15 protein-coding genes are annotated in these 18,824 nt (G+C 70.7%); 2 read left to right on the top strand and 13 right to left on the bottom strand.

Annotated features, from left to right (window positions below):
- Positions 1-569: 569 nt before the first annotated feature.
- The gene (locus OG852_RS00915; protein WP_133916213.1) at positions 570-1,511 is read right to left on the bottom strand and encodes an NADP-dependent oxidoreductase; all 942 of its coding nucleotides are present in this window, start codon (positions 1,509-1,511) and stop codon (positions 570-572) included.
- Positions 1,512-1,654: 143 nt separating this feature from the next.
- Here OG852_RS00915 and OG852_RS00910 point away from each other — a divergent pair, with 143 nt between their 5' ends.
- On the top strand, positions 1,655-2,566 hold the full coding sequence (locus tag OG852_RS00910; protein WP_330346824.1) for a helix-turn-helix transcriptional regulator: 912 nt from the start codon (positions 1,655-1,657) through the stop codon (positions 2,564-2,566).
- Positions 2,567-2,667: 101 nt separating this feature from the next.
- Here the strand turns inward: OG852_RS00910 and OG852_RS00905 are convergent, their stop codons facing one another.
- The 11 genes from OG852_RS00905 to OG852_RS00855 all read right to left on the bottom strand — a co-directional run bounded on the left by OG852_RS00905 (position 2,668) and on the right by OG852_RS00855 (position 15,927).
- Positions 2,668-3,075: a HEAT repeat domain-containing protein gene (locus OG852_RS00905; RefSeq protein ID WP_330351370.1), complete on the bottom strand. Its 408-nt coding sequence runs from the start codon at positions 3,073-3,075 to the stop codon at positions 2,668-2,670.
- A gap of 254 nt (positions 3,076-3,329) precedes the next feature.
- Positions 3,330-4,094, bottom strand: a complete 765-nt coding sequence (locus tag OG852_RS00900; RefSeq protein ID WP_330346823.1) for an MBL fold metallo-hydrolase — start codon at positions 4,092-4,094, stop codon at positions 3,330-3,332.
- A 347-nt stretch (positions 4,095-4,441) separates the two neighbouring features.
- The gene (locus OG852_RS00895; RefSeq protein WP_330346822.1) at positions 4,442-4,822 is read right to left on the bottom strand and encodes a VOC family protein; all 381 of its coding nucleotides are present in this window, start codon (positions 4,820-4,822) and stop codon (positions 4,442-4,444) included.
- Positions 4,823-4,827: 5 nt separating this feature from the next.
- Positions 4,828-5,553, bottom strand: a complete 726-nt coding sequence (gene araD / locus OG852_RS00890; RefSeq protein WP_133916219.1) for an L-ribulose-5-phosphate 4-epimerase AraD — start codon at positions 5,551-5,553, stop codon at positions 4,828-4,830.
- A gap of 14 nt (positions 5,554-5,567) precedes the next feature.
- Positions 5,568-7,085 (bottom strand): L-arabinose isomerase, encoded by a 1,518-nt coding sequence (gene araA / locus OG852_RS00885; RefSeq protein WP_330346821.1) that lies wholly within the window; start codon positions 7,083-7,085, stop codon positions 5,568-5,570.
- Positions 7,086-7,106: 21 nt separating this feature from the next.
- On the bottom strand, positions 7,107-8,798 hold the full coding sequence (araB, locus tag OG852_RS00880; RefSeq protein ID WP_330346820.1) for a ribulokinase: 1,692 nt from the start codon (positions 8,796-8,798) through the stop codon (positions 7,107-7,109).
- A gap of 58 nt (positions 8,799-8,856) precedes the next feature.
- Entirely contained in the window at positions 8,857-10,902 is a 2,046-nt protein-coding gene (locus tag OG852_RS00875; RefSeq protein WP_330346819.1) for an RICIN domain-containing protein, read from the bottom strand.
- A 105-nt stretch (positions 10,903-11,007) separates the two neighbouring features.
- The gene (gene arfA, locus OG852_RS00870; RefSeq protein WP_133916223.1) at positions 11,008-12,528 is read right to left on the bottom strand and encodes an arabinosylfuranosidase ArfA; all 1,521 of its coding nucleotides are present in this window, start codon (positions 12,526-12,528) and stop codon (positions 11,008-11,010) included.
- A 71-nt stretch (positions 12,529-12,599) separates the two neighbouring features.
- Positions 12,600-13,490: a carbohydrate ABC transporter permease gene (locus tag OG852_RS00865; protein WP_330346818.1), complete on the bottom strand. Its 891-nt coding sequence runs from the start codon at positions 13,488-13,490 to the stop codon at positions 12,600-12,602.
- Positions 13,487-14,470 (bottom strand): carbohydrate ABC transporter permease, encoded by a 984-nt coding sequence (locus OG852_RS00860; protein WP_330346817.1) that lies wholly within the window; start codon positions 14,468-14,470, stop codon positions 13,487-13,489. The genes OG852_RS00865 and OG852_RS00860 overlap by 4 nt, the downstream gene beginning before the upstream one ends.
- A 98-nt stretch (positions 14,471-14,568) precedes the next feature.
- Positions 14,569-15,927: an ABC transporter substrate-binding protein gene (locus tag OG852_RS00855; RefSeq protein WP_330346816.1), complete on the bottom strand. Its 1,359-nt coding sequence runs from the start codon at positions 15,925-15,927 to the stop codon at positions 14,569-14,571.
- A gap of 611 nt (positions 15,928-16,538) precedes the next feature.
- On the opposite strand from OG852_RS00855, the gene OG852_RS00850 reads away from it, so the two are divergent.
- A complete protein-coding gene (locus tag OG852_RS00850) occupies positions 16,539-17,582 on the top strand; it encodes a LacI family DNA-binding transcriptional regulator (RefSeq protein WP_133916226.1) in 1,044 nt (347 codons plus the stop codon).
- Positions 17,583-17,847: 265 nt separating this feature from the next.
- Here the strand turns inward: OG852_RS00850 and OG852_RS00845 are convergent, their stop codons facing one another.
- Entirely contained in the window at positions 17,848-18,792 is a 945-nt protein-coding gene (locus OG852_RS00845; protein WP_330346815.1) for a class I SAM-dependent methyltransferase, read from the bottom strand.
- Positions 18,793-18,824 lie beyond the last annotated feature (32 nt).

Below are 18,824 nucleotides of genomic sequence, written 5' to 3'. Positions count from 1 at the left end.
GGGTGGAGACGAGGAGGCCGCCCTGCTCGCCGTGGTCGGCCCGGACTGCCGCCAACGCCTGGAGCAGGGGCGTACCGCGCAGGTCTTTGACCAGGTGCTCGCTGCCGTCGCACAGGCGCTCGTCCTCTCGGAGAGGGAGACCGAGCCCCTTCGCGGCCTGGCCCGCTCACGTCAACGCGCTCACACCATGGCAGTCCGAACGGGTTGCCGGGCGCCCCACGGCCCTACCTGGAGGGGCTCGCCTCCTGGGAGCCGTGGCGGAGGAAGCGCGAGGCGATCACGGCCTGCTATAGGGCACAGCCCTATTGGGGCTGCCCCATCGACTCGGTGGTCGATGAGCTCGCCGGGAGCCGCGAGAACGTCGTTGAGGGTCACGTCGGCGCGGACCGCGACCGCGGAAGGACTCAGCCTGGCGGCCGCGAGATCACCCGCAGACTTCCGGCGGACGACAAGGCGGACGGTGGCACCCTCGGCGACGGAAGCTCGGCGGCTGCGAGCCCCAGGCCGGTGGAGCCCCCGTGCCGATCACCGTGCGCCCCTCGAATCGCCGCATCGCGACCAGACTCCTGTCACGCGTGGTCGGGGACCAAGACGATCCGGCCGCGGAGCCCGCCCGCGGCAAGGGCGTGGTGGGCATCGGCGATCTGCTCCAGCGGACAGGTCTTCGCCACCCGCAGGCTGATCAGACCGGCGCCCGCGTAGGCCGCCAGCTTGGCCAGGCGCCCGGCGTCGGTGTGCCACGCCATATTGATCATCCGCACTTCGCGGCGTGCCATGGGCGCGGAGTTGAGCAGCGACACGAACGCACCGCCGTGCCGTACGGCGTCCGCCGCCCCGGCGGCCAGGTTGGCCGCGTCGACCGCGCCGTCCACACCGCCCGGTACCAGTCGGCGCACCGTGGGCACCAGGTCGTCCTCGCGCGAGACGAAAAGCTGCGCACCGGCCCCCAGGACGAGCTTCTCGTCGGCCGGTCCGGCCTGGGCGATCACGTTCAGCCCCCGCAGCCGAGCGAGTTCGACCGTGAAGAGCCCCACCCCGCCGGCGGCGCCCGACACCAGCAGCCACTGCCCCGGTTCCAGAGCCAGCGCGTCCAGCGCCTGGTCGGCGGTGGTCGCGTTCAGCCCGGCCGTGGCCAGGTGCACCAGGTCGACTCCATCCGGCGCCGGGGCGAGTTCCCACTCCTCCAGTACGACGTACTCGGCCTGAGTGCCCAGCGGCCGGTCCAGCCGCTCCTGCGTGCCGAGCACAGGGTCGCCGACGGCGAATCGGGTGACCCCCTCGCCGAGCGCGGCGACCGTGCCGGCCACATCCGTGCCGAGGCCGAACTGCGGGCGCGCCGCGGTGGCGCCGTACTGAACGTTGAGCCCCGTGCGCACCATGACATCGGCGAAGTTGACCGTGGCGGCGGCCACCTTGACCAGTACCTCTCCGGGCCCCGGCTCGGGCGTCGCCACCTCGACGACCTCGATCGCCCCGGGGCCGCCGAACTCCCTGACTACTGCTGCACGCATCTGTCCTGTCTCCCTCTCCGCGCGTCCCGTGCGGAAGGCGCGGGTCCGACGTTCGTCCACCGGTGAGCCGCGAGGAAGGTCCGCTCCTACCTGGGTCCAGCAGGGCCAGGCAGGGGTGCCGGCGGCGGCGTACCGTCGATGAGATGGAGACGACCATCGGTGAATTCCTGCGCACCCGACGCGAGCGCATCACGCCCGAACAGGCGGGGCTGCCCCCCAGCCTCACGCGGCGGCGGGTACCGGGACTGCGACGCGAGGAGGTCGCCCTGCTCGCCGGTGTCAGCCCGGACTACTACCAACGCCTGGAGCAGGGGCGTACCCCGCAGGTCTCCGACCAGGTGCTCGACGCCGTCGCACAGGCACTCGCCCTCTCGGACGTGGAGGCCGAGCACCTTCGCAACCTGGCCCGTCCGCGTCGAGCCGACACCAAGGCGAGAACCACGCCGCGGGCATCGAGAGCGGTGCCCGACGAGCCGCTGGTCCGGCTGCTGGAAGCCATGGGGGACGCGCCGGCGTTGCTGCTCGGCGCCCGCCTCGACATCGTGGCGGCCAACGCCGCGGCCGAGGCCGTGTTCGACGTGAGCGGCATGCCGCAGCCCCGCAACGCGGCCCGAGAGATGTTCCTGCGCCCAGAGGCCCGAGCCCGGTACGCGAACTGGGAGGCGATCGCCGCGGAGACCGTCGCCCAGCTGCGCCTGCTCACCGGGCGCCGGCCCGACGACGCCGAGCTGGCCGCGCTGGTCGGTGAGCTGGCCATCCGCAGCGAGCCGTTCCGGCGGATGTGGGCGACCGGCGACGTACGGGAGAAGCGGCTGGGCGTCACCCGCATCGTGCACCCGCTCGTCGGCACGCTCGAGTTCGACTACCACATGCTGACCGTGCCCGCCCGCCCCGATCGCTCACTGCTCACCTACCTGCCGCGGCCCGGCTCCCCGACGGCTGAGGCCCTCGGGATGCTGCTGAGCTGGGTCGCCGACCGATCCGACCCGGCCGGCCGGGAAGTTCCCGCCGCGGCATCGCAGTCCGACGGGGACGCGAGGCCGGCAACCGCCTGAGCGTTCTTTTGGGCCCGGTTCGAGGGTGTCCCGTCAGCCCAGAAACGCCTTCCCCGGGCGACGGCTGCATGGGAACCGGACCACCGGCAGGCCGATTCAGGTCAACACCTTGTGCCGTCTGTCCACGCCGAGATCTCCGAGGCACCCCGCCGGACAGCCTCATCCCGGTCCCGGGCGAGTTTCACGCAGGCCGCTGCGACGTCCGGCCCACCGTCCGATCCCATGAGCCCGTCATGCACTCCGGTCTGCATCCAGTCAGCCTGGTTGCCGTCGGCCTCGACAACCGCGAGAGCGATGAGCCTCACCGCGGCCACCGTCCCCACCCGGGCCAGCGCCTTTGCCGTCTGTCGCGTCACCGCTGTGTCCTCGACGTCCAGCAGCAGCCCCACCAGCACTTCCGCGGCCTCAGGAACATCGGCGAAGGAAGCAAGGTCACGCCCGGCGCGAACACGTTCCGTCCACGAAGGAGACGACGCCCCGGACAGGGCCGCCTCCCACCCACTCGTCATCTCCGGCACGACCAGACAGTCTCATGCCCCACGAAGAAGATCGAACCTCGGACCGAGGCCGCCCACCGGCTCGACGAAGAACACAGAGGCACCCCCGGCCGCCCGCGAGGCCATTCGCGCCTAGTCGCGGCGTACGCGAGTCCGACCTCCACCGGCGTGGACGCCGCCACGGGCTGCACGGGCTGCACGGCCGGCAGGGCGGCCCGGAGCGCGCCGGGACGCCGTACGGCCCGGCATCAGGGCGATGTAAGGCCCTACCGCCCTCGTGCCTGCTCCAGGTTCGACCGGTGGGGGCCGGAGAGCCAGTCCGCGTGCGGCCCAAGGCGCGCGTCGGCGGGTTCCTCTCCTCGCCGGAGCGCGTCGATGTAGGCGTGATCGGCGGCGAGGCGGGCGGCCACCTGGGGGCCCTCGGCCACCGCGCCGTGGCCGGGGATGACGACGTCGGCATGCCGGGCGGCCTCGTCCAGCCGGTCGAGTGCCGTCTCGTAGGCGTTCACCTGATCGTCCTGGCGAACGTCGAAGAGCGGGATCAGGACGTCGGAGAGCATGTCGCCGGCGAGCAGGACGCCATGGTCCCGGAGGAGGATCGCGGCGTGGCCGACAGCGTGCGCCCGATGCTCGACGATCTCGCCCGGCACGGGGCCGCCGTCCGCGGGCAGCGGGGTGACGAGCGCGATCAGCTCCAGCGGGATGCCCGACGCGCTCTGCGCCGCCATCGCCTGCGCCCGCTCCCGGGCTTCACCGGCTACCTGGGCGGCGGCGGGGGTCGCGTAGCGCGGCACGTCGCCGAACCGCGGATGCCAGAGCAAGTGGTCCCAGTGGGGATGGGTGGAGAACCCGGCGGCCACCGGGATGCCGAGCTGGTCCACGGCATCGGCGAGCTGGTCCAGCTCGGAGCCGTCGATGCCGGGATCGATCAGGATCAGCCCGTCCTCCCCGCGCACCACGACGGAATTGCTCCAGACCCACTCGCTCTGCCGGACCCAGACGCCGTCGGCCACCTGATTCAGCTTGTCCATGTCCGCTCCCATCGGTTGTCTACGGTGCTGAGACCGCGATCCGCAGCCGGACTCATCGCTTCCGCGGCCGGACGCGACGTTGCGGTTGAGGTGAAAAGGCGAAGCTGCGGGTGGTGGTGTCTGGTGGGTGGGGCCGGGAACCCCGCGCACCGTTCACGACGCGCCGGTTCCGTAACCGGGCCCGCCGCGGGGCGCCCTCCGTGGGGACGGGAAGGCGCCCCGAGGTCCGGGTCCGCCCAAGGACCCGGACCTCGCGGTGGGCGGTGGCTGCCTCACCGCCGCCCGATGGAGTCCGTCCTCGCCGAGCGGATCGGCGGGCCGCCCGCCCGAGACCGCCGGCGTACTCGTCATGGCCACACGGTGGCCCGTGCCCGGAACGTGTCGGGGTCGCTCTCCACCGGTAGGACGCACAGCACATGACCGCCCGGCACGCGCAGCACACGGCACTCCTGCCACCGCGAAACCTGCTCGGCGCCCAGGGCGACCAAGCGCGCGGTTTCCGATTCGACGTCGTCGGTCTCGATGTCGAGGTGGATACGAGGGGCGTCGTCGACCGCCTGGACCGCGGTGATCAGCCCTGGCAGAGCCTGGTGGAGCGTGGTGAACTGCGGTGCCGGTGGGAACGGTCGGGCCGTCGCACCGAGAGCCGCCGCCCAGAACTCCGCCGCCCGGGCGGCCTCGGCATCGGGCGTGTCGATCAGTACCGCGTATACGCGGCTTCTGTGCACCACCGTCACCGCATCACCGGGGCGGCCGGATTGCCGTAGTAGGCGTCGGGGCCGTGCTTGCGGGTGTAGTGGCGGTTCAGGAGGTGGGCGGGGGGCGGACTCGTCGGTGACAGGGACATGGTGTGCAGGGCGATGTCGGCGACGGCCTCGCAGATGATCGCGTGCTCCAGGGAGGCGCGGGCGGTGGCGCCCCAGGTGAAGGGGCCGTGGCCCGCGACGAGGGCGGCGGGGACCTCGAGGGCCCGCTGGTCGTCGCCGCCGAGGAGCTCCACGACGACGTGGCCGGTGTGGTACTCGTAGTCCTTCGCGCACTCCTCCACGGTGAGGTCGCGGGTGACCGGCACGGGGCCGTTGAACGTGTCGGCGTGGGTGGTGCCGAGGACGGGGATGTCCCGGCGGGCCTGGGCGAAGGCGACCGCGTGGGTGGAATGGGTGTGGGTCACGCCGCCGACGGACGGGAACGCCAGGTACAGGCAGCGGTGGGTCTCGGTGTCGGTGGAGGGGCGCAGATCGCCCTCGACCACCGCGCCGTCGGACAGGCGGACCGTCACCAGGTCGGCCAGGGTCAGGGCCTCGTAGGGGACCCCGGAGGGCTTGATGACGAACACCCCCGCCTCGCGGTCGACGCCGCTGACGTTTCCCCAGGTCAGGGTCGCCAGGCCGACCTGGGGGATGGCGAGGTTCGCCTCCAGTACCTCTTCGCGCAGGCCCTGGCGGACAACTGTGGACATCGTGGTCTCCTTCGTCACAGGGCCTGGGCGAGGCGGTGGTAGGCGGCGTTCCAGCGGATTTCCTTGCCGAACTGCTCGGTGGTGGTGTTCTCGTCGATGGTGAGCAGTTCGACGCCGGTCATGGCGGCGTAGTCGGTCAGGGTCTCGACGTCGACCGCCGAGCTGAGCACGGTGTGGTGCGGGGCGCCGGCCAGCAGCCAGCTCTCCGCCGATTCCGCCAGGGACGGACGCGGCTGCCATACGGCCCGGGCCACCGGCAGCCGACGCAGGGGTTCGCTCGGGGCGACGACGTCGACGGCGTTGGCCGTGAGGCGGAAGCGGTCGCCGAGGTCGGAGAGGCCGACGACCACGGCGGGCCCCGCGCAGGCGTTGAAGACCAGGCGGACCGGGTCCTGGCGGCCGCCGATGGACAGGGGGTGGATCTCGCAGCGGGGGCGGTCGGCGGCCACGGAGGGGCAGACCTCCAGCATGTGGGCGCCCAGGACGCGCGGGGTGCCGGGGCCGAGGTGGTAGGTGTAGTCCTCCATGAAGGTGGTGCCGCCGGGGCGTCCGGCGCCCATGACCTTCATCGTGCGCAGCAGGGCCGACGTCTTCCAGTCTCCCTCGCCGCCGAAGCCGTAGCCGTCGGCCATCAGGCGCTGGACGGCGATGCCGGGCAGCTGGCGCAGGCCGCCGAGGTCCTCGAAGTTGGTGGTGAAGGCGGTGAAGCCGCCCTCGTCGAGGAAGGTGCGCAGACCGAGTTCCAGACGGGCCGCGTACAGCAGCGAGTCGTGGCGGACACCGCCGGGGCGCAGGGCCGGGACGACGTCGTACGACTGCACGTACTCGTCGGCGAGTTCGGCCGCCGCCTTGTCCTCGACGTCGTCGACCACGGCGACCAGGTCGTTGACGGCGTAGGTGTTGACGGAGAAGCCGAACCGCAGCTGGGCCTCCACCTTGTCGCCCTCGGTCACGGCGACGTCGCGCATGTTGTCGCCGAAGCGGGCGAGCCGGAGCGTCCGCGAGGCGTGGCGGCCGGCGGCGGCCCGGGCCCAGGCCCCGATGCGCCGGATCACCCTCGGGTCGGTCGCGTGACCGGCGACGATCTTGCGGTCGACGCCGACGCGGGACTCGATGTGCCCGAACTCCCGGTCGCCGTGGGCGGCCTGGTTGAGGTTCATGAAGTCCATGTCGATGCTCGGCCAGGGCAGCGACAGGTTGTACTGGGTGTGCAGATGCAGCAACGGCCGGTCCAGGGCGCTGAGTCCGGCGATCCACATCTTCGCCGGGGAGAAGGTGTGCATCCACACGATCACGCCCACGCACGTGTCGGAGGTGCTCGCCTCCTGGCACATCCGGCGGATCGACTCGGCGTCGGTCAGCACCGGCTTCCACACGATCCTGACCGGGACCTTCCCGGGGCGGCCGAGGGTCTCGCAGATGCTGCGGGACTGGTCGGCGACCTGGCGCAGCACGTCGTCGCCGTACAGGCCCTGGCTTCCGGTGAGGAACCAGATCTCCTGGCTGTCGTAGGGCCTTTCGGAACTGGTCATGAGCATTCCCTTCACAGTGGGTCAGGCGGAGGTCTGCGCACGCATGCGGCGCAGGCGGTGCATGACGTCGTTGGTGCCGCGGCCGAAGTAGTCGTGCAGGACGCGGTATTCGCGGTAGAGGCGCTCGTAGGCCGCCGCCCGCTGGGGGTCCGGGAGGTAGACCCGGCGGTGCACCTTGCCCATGGCGTGGGCCGCGGCGCGGATGTCGGGGTACGCCCCGGCGGCCACGGCGGCGTGCATCGCGGCGCCGAGGGCCGGGCCCTGGGCCGAGCCGATGATGCTCAGCGGGCGGCGCGTGACGTCGGCGTAGATCTGCATGAGCAGGGCGTTCTTCGTCAGGCCGCCCGCGATGATCAGTTCCGTCACGGGTACGGCCGCGGACTCGAAGGCGTCGATGATGGTGCGGGTGCCGAAGGCGGTGGCCTCCAGCAGGGCGCGGTAGACGTCCTCAGGGCGCGTGGAGAGCGTCTGGCCGATCAGCAGGCCGCTGAGGTCGTGGTCGACCAGGACGGACCGGTTGCCGCTGTGCCAGTCGAGGGCGAGAAGGCCGTGTTCGCCCACCTTCTGCCCGGCCGCGAGGGCGGTCAGGTACTCGTGCGGGCTCTGGCCGGCCGCGGCCGCCCGCTCGGCGTACTCGGCGGGCAGGCCCGTGCGGACGAACCAGGCGAAGATGTCGCCGACACCGCTCTGCCCGGCCTCGTAGCCCCACAGTCCGGGCAGGATGCCGCCGTCCACGACCCCGCACATGCCGGGCACGACACCCTGCCGGTCGGAGCTCATGACGTGGCAGGTGGAGGTGCCCATGATGGCGACCATCTGGCCCGGCTCCACGGCGACCGCCGCCGGGGCGGTGACATGGGCGTCGACATTGCCGACGCAGACGGTGATGCCCTGCGGCAGCCCGGTCCAGGCGGCGGCCTCGGCAGTCAACACCCCTGCCGGGTCGCCGAGTCGGCCGATCGGCTGGTCCAGCTTGGTTGTCACGAAGCCGGCGAAGTCCGGGTGCAGCGCCGCCAGATACTCGGGCGAGGGATAACTCCCGTCCTGGTACTGGCCCTTGTAGCCCGCAGTGCAGGCGTTGCGGACGTACGTCCCGCACAGCCGCCACACGATCCAGTCGGCCGCCTCCAGCCAGCGCTCGGTGCGCCGGTAGATCTCGGGATCCTCCTCCAGGACCTGGAGCGCCTTGGCGAACTCCCACTCCGAGGAGATCTTCCCGCCGTACCGCTCCAGCCAGGGCTCCTTCCTCTCGGCGGCCAGCGCGTTGATCCGGTCGGCCTGGCCCTGGGCGGCGTGGTGGCGCCACAGCTTGGCGTAGGCGTGCGGACGGTTGTCCAGGCCGGGGAGTTCGCACAGCGGGGTGCCGTCGGCGAGGGCCGGCAGGACCGTGCAGGCGGTGAAGTCGGTGCCGATGCCGATGACGTGCTCCGGCCGCACTCCGGCGCGGGCGAGAGCCTCGGGTACGGCGTTGCGGAGTACGTCGATGTAGTCCGAGGGCACCTGCAGGGCCCAGTCGGGGGGCAGCCGGGTGCCGTCGGGCAGGTTCCGGTCGAGGACGGCGTGGGCGTAGACGTGCTCCGCCGAGGCCAGTTCCGCGCCGTCGCCGACCCGTACCACCACGGCACGGCCGGACAGGGTTCCGAAGTCGACGCCCACGACACAGGTTTCTTCAGACACGGGCGACCCCTCCCTCTCGTTCGGTATGACAGTCATCGTTCGGGATGCTGGACAAAGGGGTGGGGGCCCGGCCGCGACCGGGCCCCCTGGCGGGTCAGTTGACCCGCACGACCTGCCACAGTTCGTCGTCGGCGCCGTTGTCCGCCGACTGGACGATCAGGGCTCCGTTGGCGGTGGAGGCGGAGGCGACGTCCGCGACCAGGCCGCTGGCGGAGTTGACGAGCTTGAAGTAGCCGCCTCCCGCGTCCGTGAGCGTCCACTTCTGGGAGCTCGCGCCCGACGACGCGTTCTGGACGACGGCCGCGCCGGCCGAGGCCGAGCCGTTGTTGTCGAGGAACAGACCGCTGTTGACGTTCTTCACGGTCCACGCCCCGCCGCTCTGCGACGTAAACGTCCACAGCTGGCAGTTGTTGGCGGTGTTCACCCACTGGCCGGCCTGCTTGCCCGCCGTGGTGGAGGCGCCGGGGATCTCCAGGAACTTGCCGCTGTTCTTGTTGACCAGCCGGTACTGGCCGGTGGACAGGGTGGGCAGGGCGGTCTGGGTGAGGTTCCAGCGCTGGCAGGCGCAGCCGGTGTCGGACCACTGCCCGGCGGCGGTGCCCACGGTGGTGGAGGCGCTGGGGATCTCCAGGTACTTGCCGCTGATCCGGTTGGTGGCGGTGAAGCCGCCCGCCGGGTTCGGGGCGAGGGCCCACTCGTGGTCGAGGGTGCCGTTGTCGTCCCACTGCAGGACCTTGGCGCCGTTGGCGGTGGACTGGTTCTGCACGCCGAGGACCTTGTTGCTGGCCACGTTGAAGATCTTGAAGTAGCCGGAGGTCTGCTGGACGAACTTCCACCGCTGGTCGGTGGCGTTGTCGGCATTCTGCTGGGTGGCGCCCACACCGTTGGTGGTGGAGCCGCCCGCGATGGCCAGCATCAGGTGGCTGTTGGCGTTGGACAGGGTGTAGGTGGCGCCGTCGGAGATGCCGCCGCCCAGGTCGATCGTGCCGTAGGTGACCGGGTTGAGGCCGGTGCTGGTCAGGTGGCCGCCGCTGAGGACCAGCAGGCTGTGGCCGTCGGCCAGCGGGAGCAGGCCGCGGCTGTAGCCGCCGGGGACGGTGGAGGCGATGCGCGTCCAGGTGTTCGCGGCACCGTTCTGCGTGTTGAGGAACAGGTCGTCGCTGCTGTTGGCGCTGACCACCAGGGTGCCGTTGGCGCCGCCGGTCGGTAGCCAGGTGATGTACGGGGAGCTCTTGGGCTGGGTGCCGTCGGTCGCCTTGAGGGCGATGCCGGTGGCGGAGCCGAACGCCTCCGGGTCGGAGGAGATCTTGTAGTAGACGGCGAAGCCGCCCTCGGGGGCGCCCCAGAACTCGTACGTCATCACATAGTTGCCGTTGGGCAGCTTGGCGACGACCGGCATGCCCGGACGGTCGCCGTAGGTCGAGGTGGCGACGTCGTTCACCACGGAGCCCCAGGTCAGGCCGTCCGTGGAGACCTGGTGGACGATCTTCTGGCCGTAGCTCGGGTCACGCTGGTCGGAGTAGTACACGATCAGCTTCGAGCCGGACACCATCAGGAACGGCTCCCACACCGGGGTCTTGCCGTTGGTCGGGTCGGCCTCGCCGCCCTGCGCGATGGTGCTGACGTACGACCAGCTGACGCCGTGATCGGTGCTCGCGTACAGGTCCAGCTCGGTGGAGGACAGGTCGTTCGGGATGGAGTTGCCGGCGGCGAGGATCGTGCCGGCCGGGAAGTTGCCGATCTGGGTCGGCAGTTCGTACAGGAACGGCTGGTAGCGGTTGCCGAAGCCGTTGTGGGTGTCGCTGATGCTGGAGATCTGCGTCCAGCTGTTGCCGTTGTCGGTGCTGCGGTAGACCGGGAAGACGGGGGTGCCCGAGCTGTACTGCTCGAAGGTGGCGAGCAGGGTGCCGTTGGAGGATCCGCTGTACTGCAGCCGGACCGCCCGGGGGTAGAGCGAGCCGGGTGAGGGCGTGCCGGACGGCGGGGTGTACATCGTCTGGGAGGCGCGGGAGATCGCGTGCGCCTGGCCGGAGGCGGGGAGGACGAGGGCGACGGCGGCTGCGAGCAGGGCCAGCAGCAGGGTGATCGCCTGGGTGCGGGGTACGGCGCGGAATCCGGCGCCTTCCCTGGTGGTGGACATGGGCGGCTCCCAAGAAAATGTCCGGGAAGAGGGGGTGGTGCGGGACCCGCCGCTCCCCCGGGGAGGAGGAATAGGGGCGGAACGGCGGGTGTCCGAGGGGGTGGGTCAGCCGGCGCGGCGCAGCCGGACGACGTTCCAGGAGACGGGCGGCAGGGTCGCGGTGAGGCGGCCGCCGGTGACGCAACCGGTGCCGGCGGTGTACGGGCGGACGCGGTCGGGGTCGTCCTGGGTGTTGGCGGCGCGGATGTCGGGGTCGCTCAGCACCGAGTGCTCCACGGGGGTGTAGCCGGGGAACGCCCGCAGGTCGAGGGCGAGTTCGACGTTCTCGCTCTGGTGCCGGTTGACGGCGAAGACGGTGAGCTCGTCGGCGCCGTCCGCCTCCGCGAGGTGCGTGGCCACGGCGTCGACGACGGAGACCTCGCCGAAACGCTGCGTCTCATACGTCGGCGCGACCGGCTCCACCCGCAGGACCGTGCCGCGCGCGTGCCGGGCCGCCTGGGCGAAGGGGTGGAAGGTGGTCTGCCGCCAGCTCGGGCCGCCCGCCTCGCTGCGGATCGGGGCGATGACGTTGACGAGCTGGGCGAGGCAGGCGGCGGTGACCCGGTCGCTGTGCCGCAGCAGGCTGATCAGCAGCCCGCCGACGACGACCGCGTCGGCGACGTTGTACTCGTCCTCGATCACGCGCGGCGCGACGGCCCACTCGGTGGGCTTCTCCGCCGCCTCGAACCGGGTATTGTACCAGACGTTCCACTCGTCGAAGGAGAGGTTGATCCGCTTCTTGCGGCGCAGCTTGGCCCGGATGTGGTCGGCGGTGGCGACCACCGAGTCGACGAAGTGGTCCATGTCGACGCCGGAGGCCAGGAAGCTGCCGAGGTCGCCGTCGAGTTCCTCGTAGTAGGCGTGGCAGGAGATGTAGTCGACCTGGTCGTACGCCTCCTCCAGGACGGTGGCCTCCCAGGCGCCGAAGGTCGGCATCGCGGAGCTGGAGCTGCCGCAGGCGACCAGTTCGAGCTTCGGGTCGACCATGCGCATCGCGCGTGCGGTCTCGGCGGCGATACGGCCGTACTCCTGGGCCGTCTTGTGGCCGGTCTGCCAGGGGCCGTCCATCTCGTTGCCCAGGCACCACATGCGGATGCCGAAGGGGTCCGGGGCGCCGTTCTTGATCCGCTGGTCGGACCAGGCGGTGCCGCCCGGGTGGTTGCAGTACTCCAGCAGGTCCAGGGCCTCGGCGACGCCCCGGGTGCCGAGGTTGAGGGCCATCATCGGCTCGACGCCGGCCTTCTGGGCCCAGCGCTGGAACTCGTGCAGGCCGAAGGCGTTGGTCTCGGTGCTGTGCCAGGCGAGGTCGAGGCGGGTGGGGCGGTCGGCGACCGGGCCGACGCTGTCCTCCCAGCGAAAGCCCGAGACGAAGTTGCCGCCGGGATAGCGCACGGCGGTCACGCCCAGCTCGCGCACCAGGTCCAGGACGTCACGGCGCAGCCCGTCCTCGTCGGCGAGCGGGTGGCCGGGCTCGAAGATGCCGGTGTAGACGCAGCGGCCCAGGTGCTCGACGAAGGAGCCGAAGGTACGGGGACTCACGTCGGCGACGCGGAAGGCGGGGTCGACGGTCAGGGAGGCGTGCAGCATGAAGGTCGCTCCGGGAGGTGCGCGAAAAGGGGGGGGTGAACTGGCGGCCCTGTCAGGTCACTTGAGGCAGGTCACTTGAGGCTTCCGACGGTCAGACCGCCGCGCCAGTACCGCTGCAGGAGCAGGAAGGTGACGATCAGCGGCAGGATCGCGACCAGGGAGCCGGCGATGACCAGGGTGAACAGCGCGTTGGCGCCGGACTGGATCAACGCGCCCTCGTACCAGGACTGCAGGCCGACGGTGAGCGGGAACAGCTTGTCGTTGTTGAGCATCACCAGCGGCAGGAAGAAGTTGTTCCAGGTGCCGACCATGGAGAACAGCAGCACGGTCACGAGCGCCGGCTTCAGGGTCGGCAGCGCCACCGACCACAGCACGCGCAGCTCGCCGGCCCCGTCCATCCGGGCCGCCTCCAGCAGCTCGTCCGGCAGGGACTCCTGGACGTAGACCCGTACGAGGTAGACGCCGAAGGGATTGAGCAGCTGGGGCAGGATGACCGCCCACATGGTGTTGGTCAGCGCCACCTTGCTCAGCAGCAGATAGGTGGGGATGGCCAGCGCGGTGGCGGGCACCATGATGGCGCCGAGGAGGCTGGAGAAGAGCAGGTTGCGGCCGGGGAAGCGGTACTTGGCGAAGGCGTAGCCCGCGAGGGTCGCCACGGCGGTGGCGCCGACGCCGCTGACACCGGCGTAGACCGCGGTGTTGCCCATCCAGCGCAGGTACTCGCCGTCGTTGTAGGTGAACAGCTGCCGGAGGTTGGTGAAGAAGGAGCCCGGCGAGTGGAACCACAGGGCGGCGGTGGAGAACAGCGCGTCGTTGCCCTTGGTGGCGGCGACGACCAGCCACCAGAACGGCAGCAGGAAGTACAGGATCATCGCCACCATCACCACGTTGACGGTGACGCGTCCGCGCGCGGCCAAGGCACGGCGGGAGACGGGCAGGGCGGTGGCTGCGGCGGTGGTCACTTCAGTCCGCTCCTCTTGCGCGCAACGAACAGGAAGATGTAGGAGCCGATGAAGACCACCGCTCCGAGGGAGAAGGAGATGGCGGCGGAGTAGTTGAACTCCGAGTACTGGAACGCCAGGTTGTAGGCGTACAGGTTGGGGGTGTAGTCCGGCGTGATCACGGAGGAGGCGCTGTGCTCCAGGACCCGCGGTTCGGTGAAGAACTGCAGGGTGCCGATGAGGGTGAACATCAGGGTGAGCACCATCGCCGAGGAGATCATCGGGATCTTGATGCGCAGGGCCGTCTGGAGCTGGCCGGCGCCGTCGAGCTTCGCCGCCTCGTAGACCTCGCGGGGCAGGCCCTGCAGGGCGGCGTACAGGACGATCATGTTGTAGCCGGTCCACTGCCAGGTCACGATGTTGCCGAGCGAGGTCAGCATCAGATCGTGCGAGAGCAGGTCGACCTTGCCGAGGCCGAGGGAGTGGCTGATCGAGTTCACCGGGCCGAAGGTCGGGCTGTAGAGGAAGCCCCACATCAGGGCGCCGATCACCGCGGGCACGGCGTACGGCATGAACAGGGTCATGCGGAAGACCTTGGCGAGGCGGCTGGTGACCTCGTCGATGATCAGCGCGCCCAGCAGGGCGAGGCCGAGCATCAGCGGGATCTGCACCACACCGAAGACGACGACTCTGCGCACGCCGGACAGGAACTGCGGGTCGGTGAAGGTCTGCTTGTAGTTGGCGAACCAGCTGAAGTGGTCGCCGCCGACCAGGGTGGAGGTCCTCAGGCTGAGCCAGAAGGCGTAGCACAGGGGGGCCACCAGGAAGGCCAGGAAGAGCAGGAGGAACGGGCTGACCAGCAGCAGGCCCATGCCCTTGTGCCGGGTGCGGGCGGACAGCCCGCCGGGGCGCCGGCCCGCCACGGGAGTGCGAAGTCCCTTCGCGGGGACGGCACGTGGGGGTGCCGTCGCGGTGGATCCCTGCTGTCGGAGCAGGCTCATCACTTCTCCTTGCGCGTGGTGCGGGCCCCCGCCGGCGGCGGAGCTGTCGGGCGCGGGCGCGCCGGCGGGGGCGGTGGGGAGTCGGGACCCGGGGCCGGTTACTGGCTGACCTTGAATCCCTGCTTGCTCGCGTAGGAGGTCACCTGCTGCTGGACGTCGTCGTTGACGGACGACCAGGCGCTCTGGCCCTGGAGGGCCTTGCCCACCTCACTGGTGTCGGTGTTGTAGGCGTAGTCCTGGAACGGGCTCCAGTCGAAGGCCGAGATGCCGTTCGCGGCGGGCACGAACACCGAGTTGATCTGCTGGCCGCCGAAGAAGTCGTACTTCTTGGACTTGAAGTACGCCCCGTTGAGGATCGGGTTGGACAGCGGGAAGAGGTACGCCTGGTCGATGCCGATCTTCCAGGCCGCCTCGGAGGTGCCGAACAGCTCCCGGGCGACCTCGGTGGCCTCCTTGGGATGCTTGGTCTGCGAGGTCACCGAGAAGCTCGAACCGCCCCAGTCGCCCTGGGCGTTGCCGCCGGCCGTCCACTGCGGCAGCGGGGCGACACGCCACTTGCCGGCGGTCTTCGCGGCGACGCTGGAGAGGTAGCCCGGGCCCCAGCCGGCCGCGATGTAGGTGGCGTACTTGCCGCTGCTCAGGCCGTTGTAGAAGTCGGTGGTGGCGTACGACTGGGTGTCGACCAGCTTGTTCTTGACCAGGTCGCCCCAGTACTCGTACACCTTCTTGGCGCTTGCGTCGTTCAGCTTCACGCCGATGTCCGGCAGCTTGCTCGCCGAGTAGGTGTAGGGGCGGGAGCCGGCCTGCCAGGTCAGGCCCTGGCGCCAGCCGGCGGCGGTCTCGTCGCTGCCGAAGTCGGTCATGTAGGCGCTGGGGTCGGCCTTGTGCAGCTTGGCCGCCTCCTCCTTGTACTGCGCCCAGGTGGTCGGCACCTTGAGGTCGTACTTCTTGAAGAGGTCGGCCCGGTACATCATCGCCATCGGGCCGCCGTCGACCGGGATGGCGTAGACGTGGTCGCCGTCGGAGGCCTGCTTCCAGGCCCAGTCGACGTAGTTGCCCTTGTCCTCGTTCGCACCGTACTTGCCCATGTCGAGCAGACCCTTGGTGAGCTGGATGGTCGGCAGCTCCTGGAACTCCAGCATGACGACGTCCGGGGCGCCCTGGCCCGCCTTCAGCGCGGTCTTCAGCTTGGTGTACTCGTCCTGGCCGACGCCCGCCTGCACCCAGTCGACCTGGACGTCCTTGTGGGTCTTGTTGAACTGGGCCACGACCTGCTTGAACTGCGGGTACCAGGCCCACACCTTGATGTGCACGGGACCGCTCGGCGCACCGCTGGAGCTGCCGCCGCCGCCCCCGCCGCCGCAGGCCGCGAGGAGCACACCGGCGAGGGCGGCGGAGGTCGCCGCGAACGCTGTTCGGCGGACGGAACGGAGCTGGGGCTTTCTGCTGGACGACATGAGCGGTCTCCTGGGTGTGGTGCCCGAGGGCAGGACGGAGTAGGGGAGGTGCGGGGTGCGGAACGGTGTGCAAAGGCGCGCCGGGCGCACGGAGGACGGGCGTGAGGGCGGTGAACGGGGTGCGGGCGTTGCGGGCACGCCGTCGCGGGTGAAGGGCGGCTGCCGCGGGCGCGAGGCGCTCGGGTGTGCTGCCCGCCTACGGATGCCGGCGGGCGGACGTCGATCGACGCGGGAGGGTGGGCGTGCGCGACGTCGGTGAGGGGGGAGGCGGCTCGGTGATCAGCGCGGCGGGCGCGCCGGACGACGGCTCAGACCGCGGTGAGTAAAGAGTGATGCCCCATCAGGACGGGTGCGGCTCCCGGCCCGTGAGAGGTTGCTGGTCCCACAGCAGCTCCTCCTGTTCATCCCCGTGATCGCTCGCGGGGATCCGGTCCGCGGCGCGGTGACGCCACGGTCCCTGGGTATCTGATCCGCTGGGACCAGGCCCTTCTGCTACGCTTTGCAGCGCTGCAAAAGTGTTAACCGAGAAGTTGCCGCGCTGCAAGAGGCGCAGGCGACCTCTTGAGGGAAAATTTCAGCGCTGAAACCGACATCTGGGATGAAGGTGACATATGGCTAAGGGCGTCACACTCCGCGACGTCGCGGAGCTCGCCGGCGTCTCCAGCCGGACCGTGTCCAACGTGGTCAACGGCTACGCCCCCGTCGCCGAGGCCACCCGGGTCCGGGTTCAGCAGGCCGTCGACCAGCTCGGCTACCGGCCCAACGTGCTGGCCCGCAACCTCGCCGCGGGGCGCTCGGGCCAGATCGCCGTCGTGGTGCCCTACCTGGACACGCCGTACTTCGCCGAACTCCTGCAGGGCATCATCCGCGCGGCCCGCGTCCAGGGCTACAACGTCCTGATCGACCAGACGGACGGCGACGCCGAGCACGAGAAGCAGTTCCTCACCCGGGGCTCCCAGTCCCTTCTCTTCGACGGCGTCATCTTCAGCCCCCTCGGCCTCGCCCAGTCCGACCTCTCCGGGCGGGATCCGGGCCTGCCGCTCGTCGTGCTCGGCGAGCGGGTGAGCGACGGCGGTTTCGACCATGTCGGCATCGACGACGTGGCCGCCTCCCTGGAGGCGACCGAGCATCTGCTCGGCCTCGGCCGGCGCCGCGTCGCCGCGATCGGCGACCAGCCCTACCGCACCGGCGAGGCGGCCCAACTGCGCACCCGGGGCTACCGGTTGGCACACGAGCGGGCCGGACTGGCCGTCCGCGAGGAACTCGTCGTCTCCACCCCGCGCTTCAACCGCTCCGACGGAGCGAGCGCCATGGCCCACCTCCTCGACCTGGAGGAACCGCCCGACGCGGTCTTCTGCTACAGCGACCTCGTCGCCCTGGGCGCCCTGCACACCCTGGCCGCACGCGGACTGCGCGTCCCCGAGGACGTCGCCGTCGTCGGCTACGACGACATCGAGGACGGCCGCTACTCCAATCCGTCCGTCACCACGGTCTCCCCGGACAAGAAAGTGATCGCGGAGACGGCGGTGGAACGACTGCTCAAGCGGATCGGCAGCCCGACCCCCGTCCCGGGCAGGGAGATCCGGGCGCCGCACCGGCTGATTCCACGAGCCAGCACCATGGGGCGACCCGCGGCGCCAGCCGACGGATCGTGAGCACGGGGGCGGGCGCAAGACGGGTACCTGCCGCACCGGGACCCGCCGACGACCGCGCCCACGGCCGCGCACGGCAGATCCAGCGGGCAAGCCGTAGAACGCCAGGAGTTCCCCGGTCTCGTCGGTGACCTTCCCGCCGATGACGCCGATCAGGACCATGACGCACACGGCGCCGGACACCGTGACGCCGCCGCGGTCGCCGCACCGCCGCGAGCGGTCCGCCGCCGTAACGTCACCGCGCCGTGCTCGCCCACCCCGGTCCGCATCAGGCCGGACGACCGTGAGGTGATGTGCCCGGTGCTGGGCCGCGAGCCGTCCTCCGGGCCTCCTGGGGTCGGATCACTGGCGCCGCCGGGAGAACCGCGCCGAGCGAGTACAGGATGGGCAGGTAGGTGTCGCCGAAGGGGAACCGGTACAGACCGTCCGGACCCCGCGGGAGGATGTGACGACCGTCCGTCTCCGTCTGCGTGTGCTCGCCGAGCCGCTCCACGACCAGCCCCGCCGCAGCGGCCGCCGTCACGACCTCGCCGACCGAGTACGGGTACTGGGTGGACTTCCTCGGCTCGCAGGGGGCGTCGGCGTGGGCGTACGTGCCCGTCATCGCGTCATGCTGGGGCGCGCCGCCGCCGTAGGGCCAGTCGGCCACGAAGGGGTCGAACGTGAGCACCGTCTGGAAGACGGGGTGAAGGTCCACGAGAACGAGTCGGCCGCCCGGCCGCAGTGCTCTCGCAGCGCCGCCCATCCAGGCATCCAGGTCACCGATCCACGACAGGATTCCATAGGTGGCGACGACCAGGTCGAACCTGCCTGCCAGCGCATCGGGGAGGTGCTGGGTGTCCGCCTCGACGAACTCCGCGGCCAGACCCGTCTGTTCCGCCAAGGTCCGCGCTCGTGCGATCGCTGTGGGGGAGAAGTCCACGCCGGTGACGTGTGCGCCCAGGCGCGCCCAGTTCAGGGTGTCCATCCCGAAGTGGCATTGCAGGTGCAGGAGATCCTTGCCTGCCACGTCGCCCGCGAGTTCACGTTCGATCCCGCGCAGCGTCTGACCGCCGGCGAGGAATGACGGCACGTCGTACGACCGGTCTTCAGGGTCGGTTCCGTGGAACTCGGCGAGGTCGTCCCACAGGGCCCGGTTGGCCGCGAGACCGTCCCCGGCTGCTACACCGTCCTCGCAGGCACGCACGCCGTCAGGTGTGTTCTCAGCTGCCATCGAAGGCTTCCCCTCTGCATTCTGTCCAAGAG

It is taken from the genome of Streptomyces sp. NBC_00582, from assembly GCF_036345155.1.
In the GTDB taxonomy this organism is placed as follows: domain Bacteria; phylum Actinomycetota; class Actinomycetes; order Streptomycetales; family Streptomycetaceae; genus Streptomyces.
Note: the sequence above shows the minus strand (reverse complement) of the source record. Positions and strands in the feature narration are given on the sequence as shown.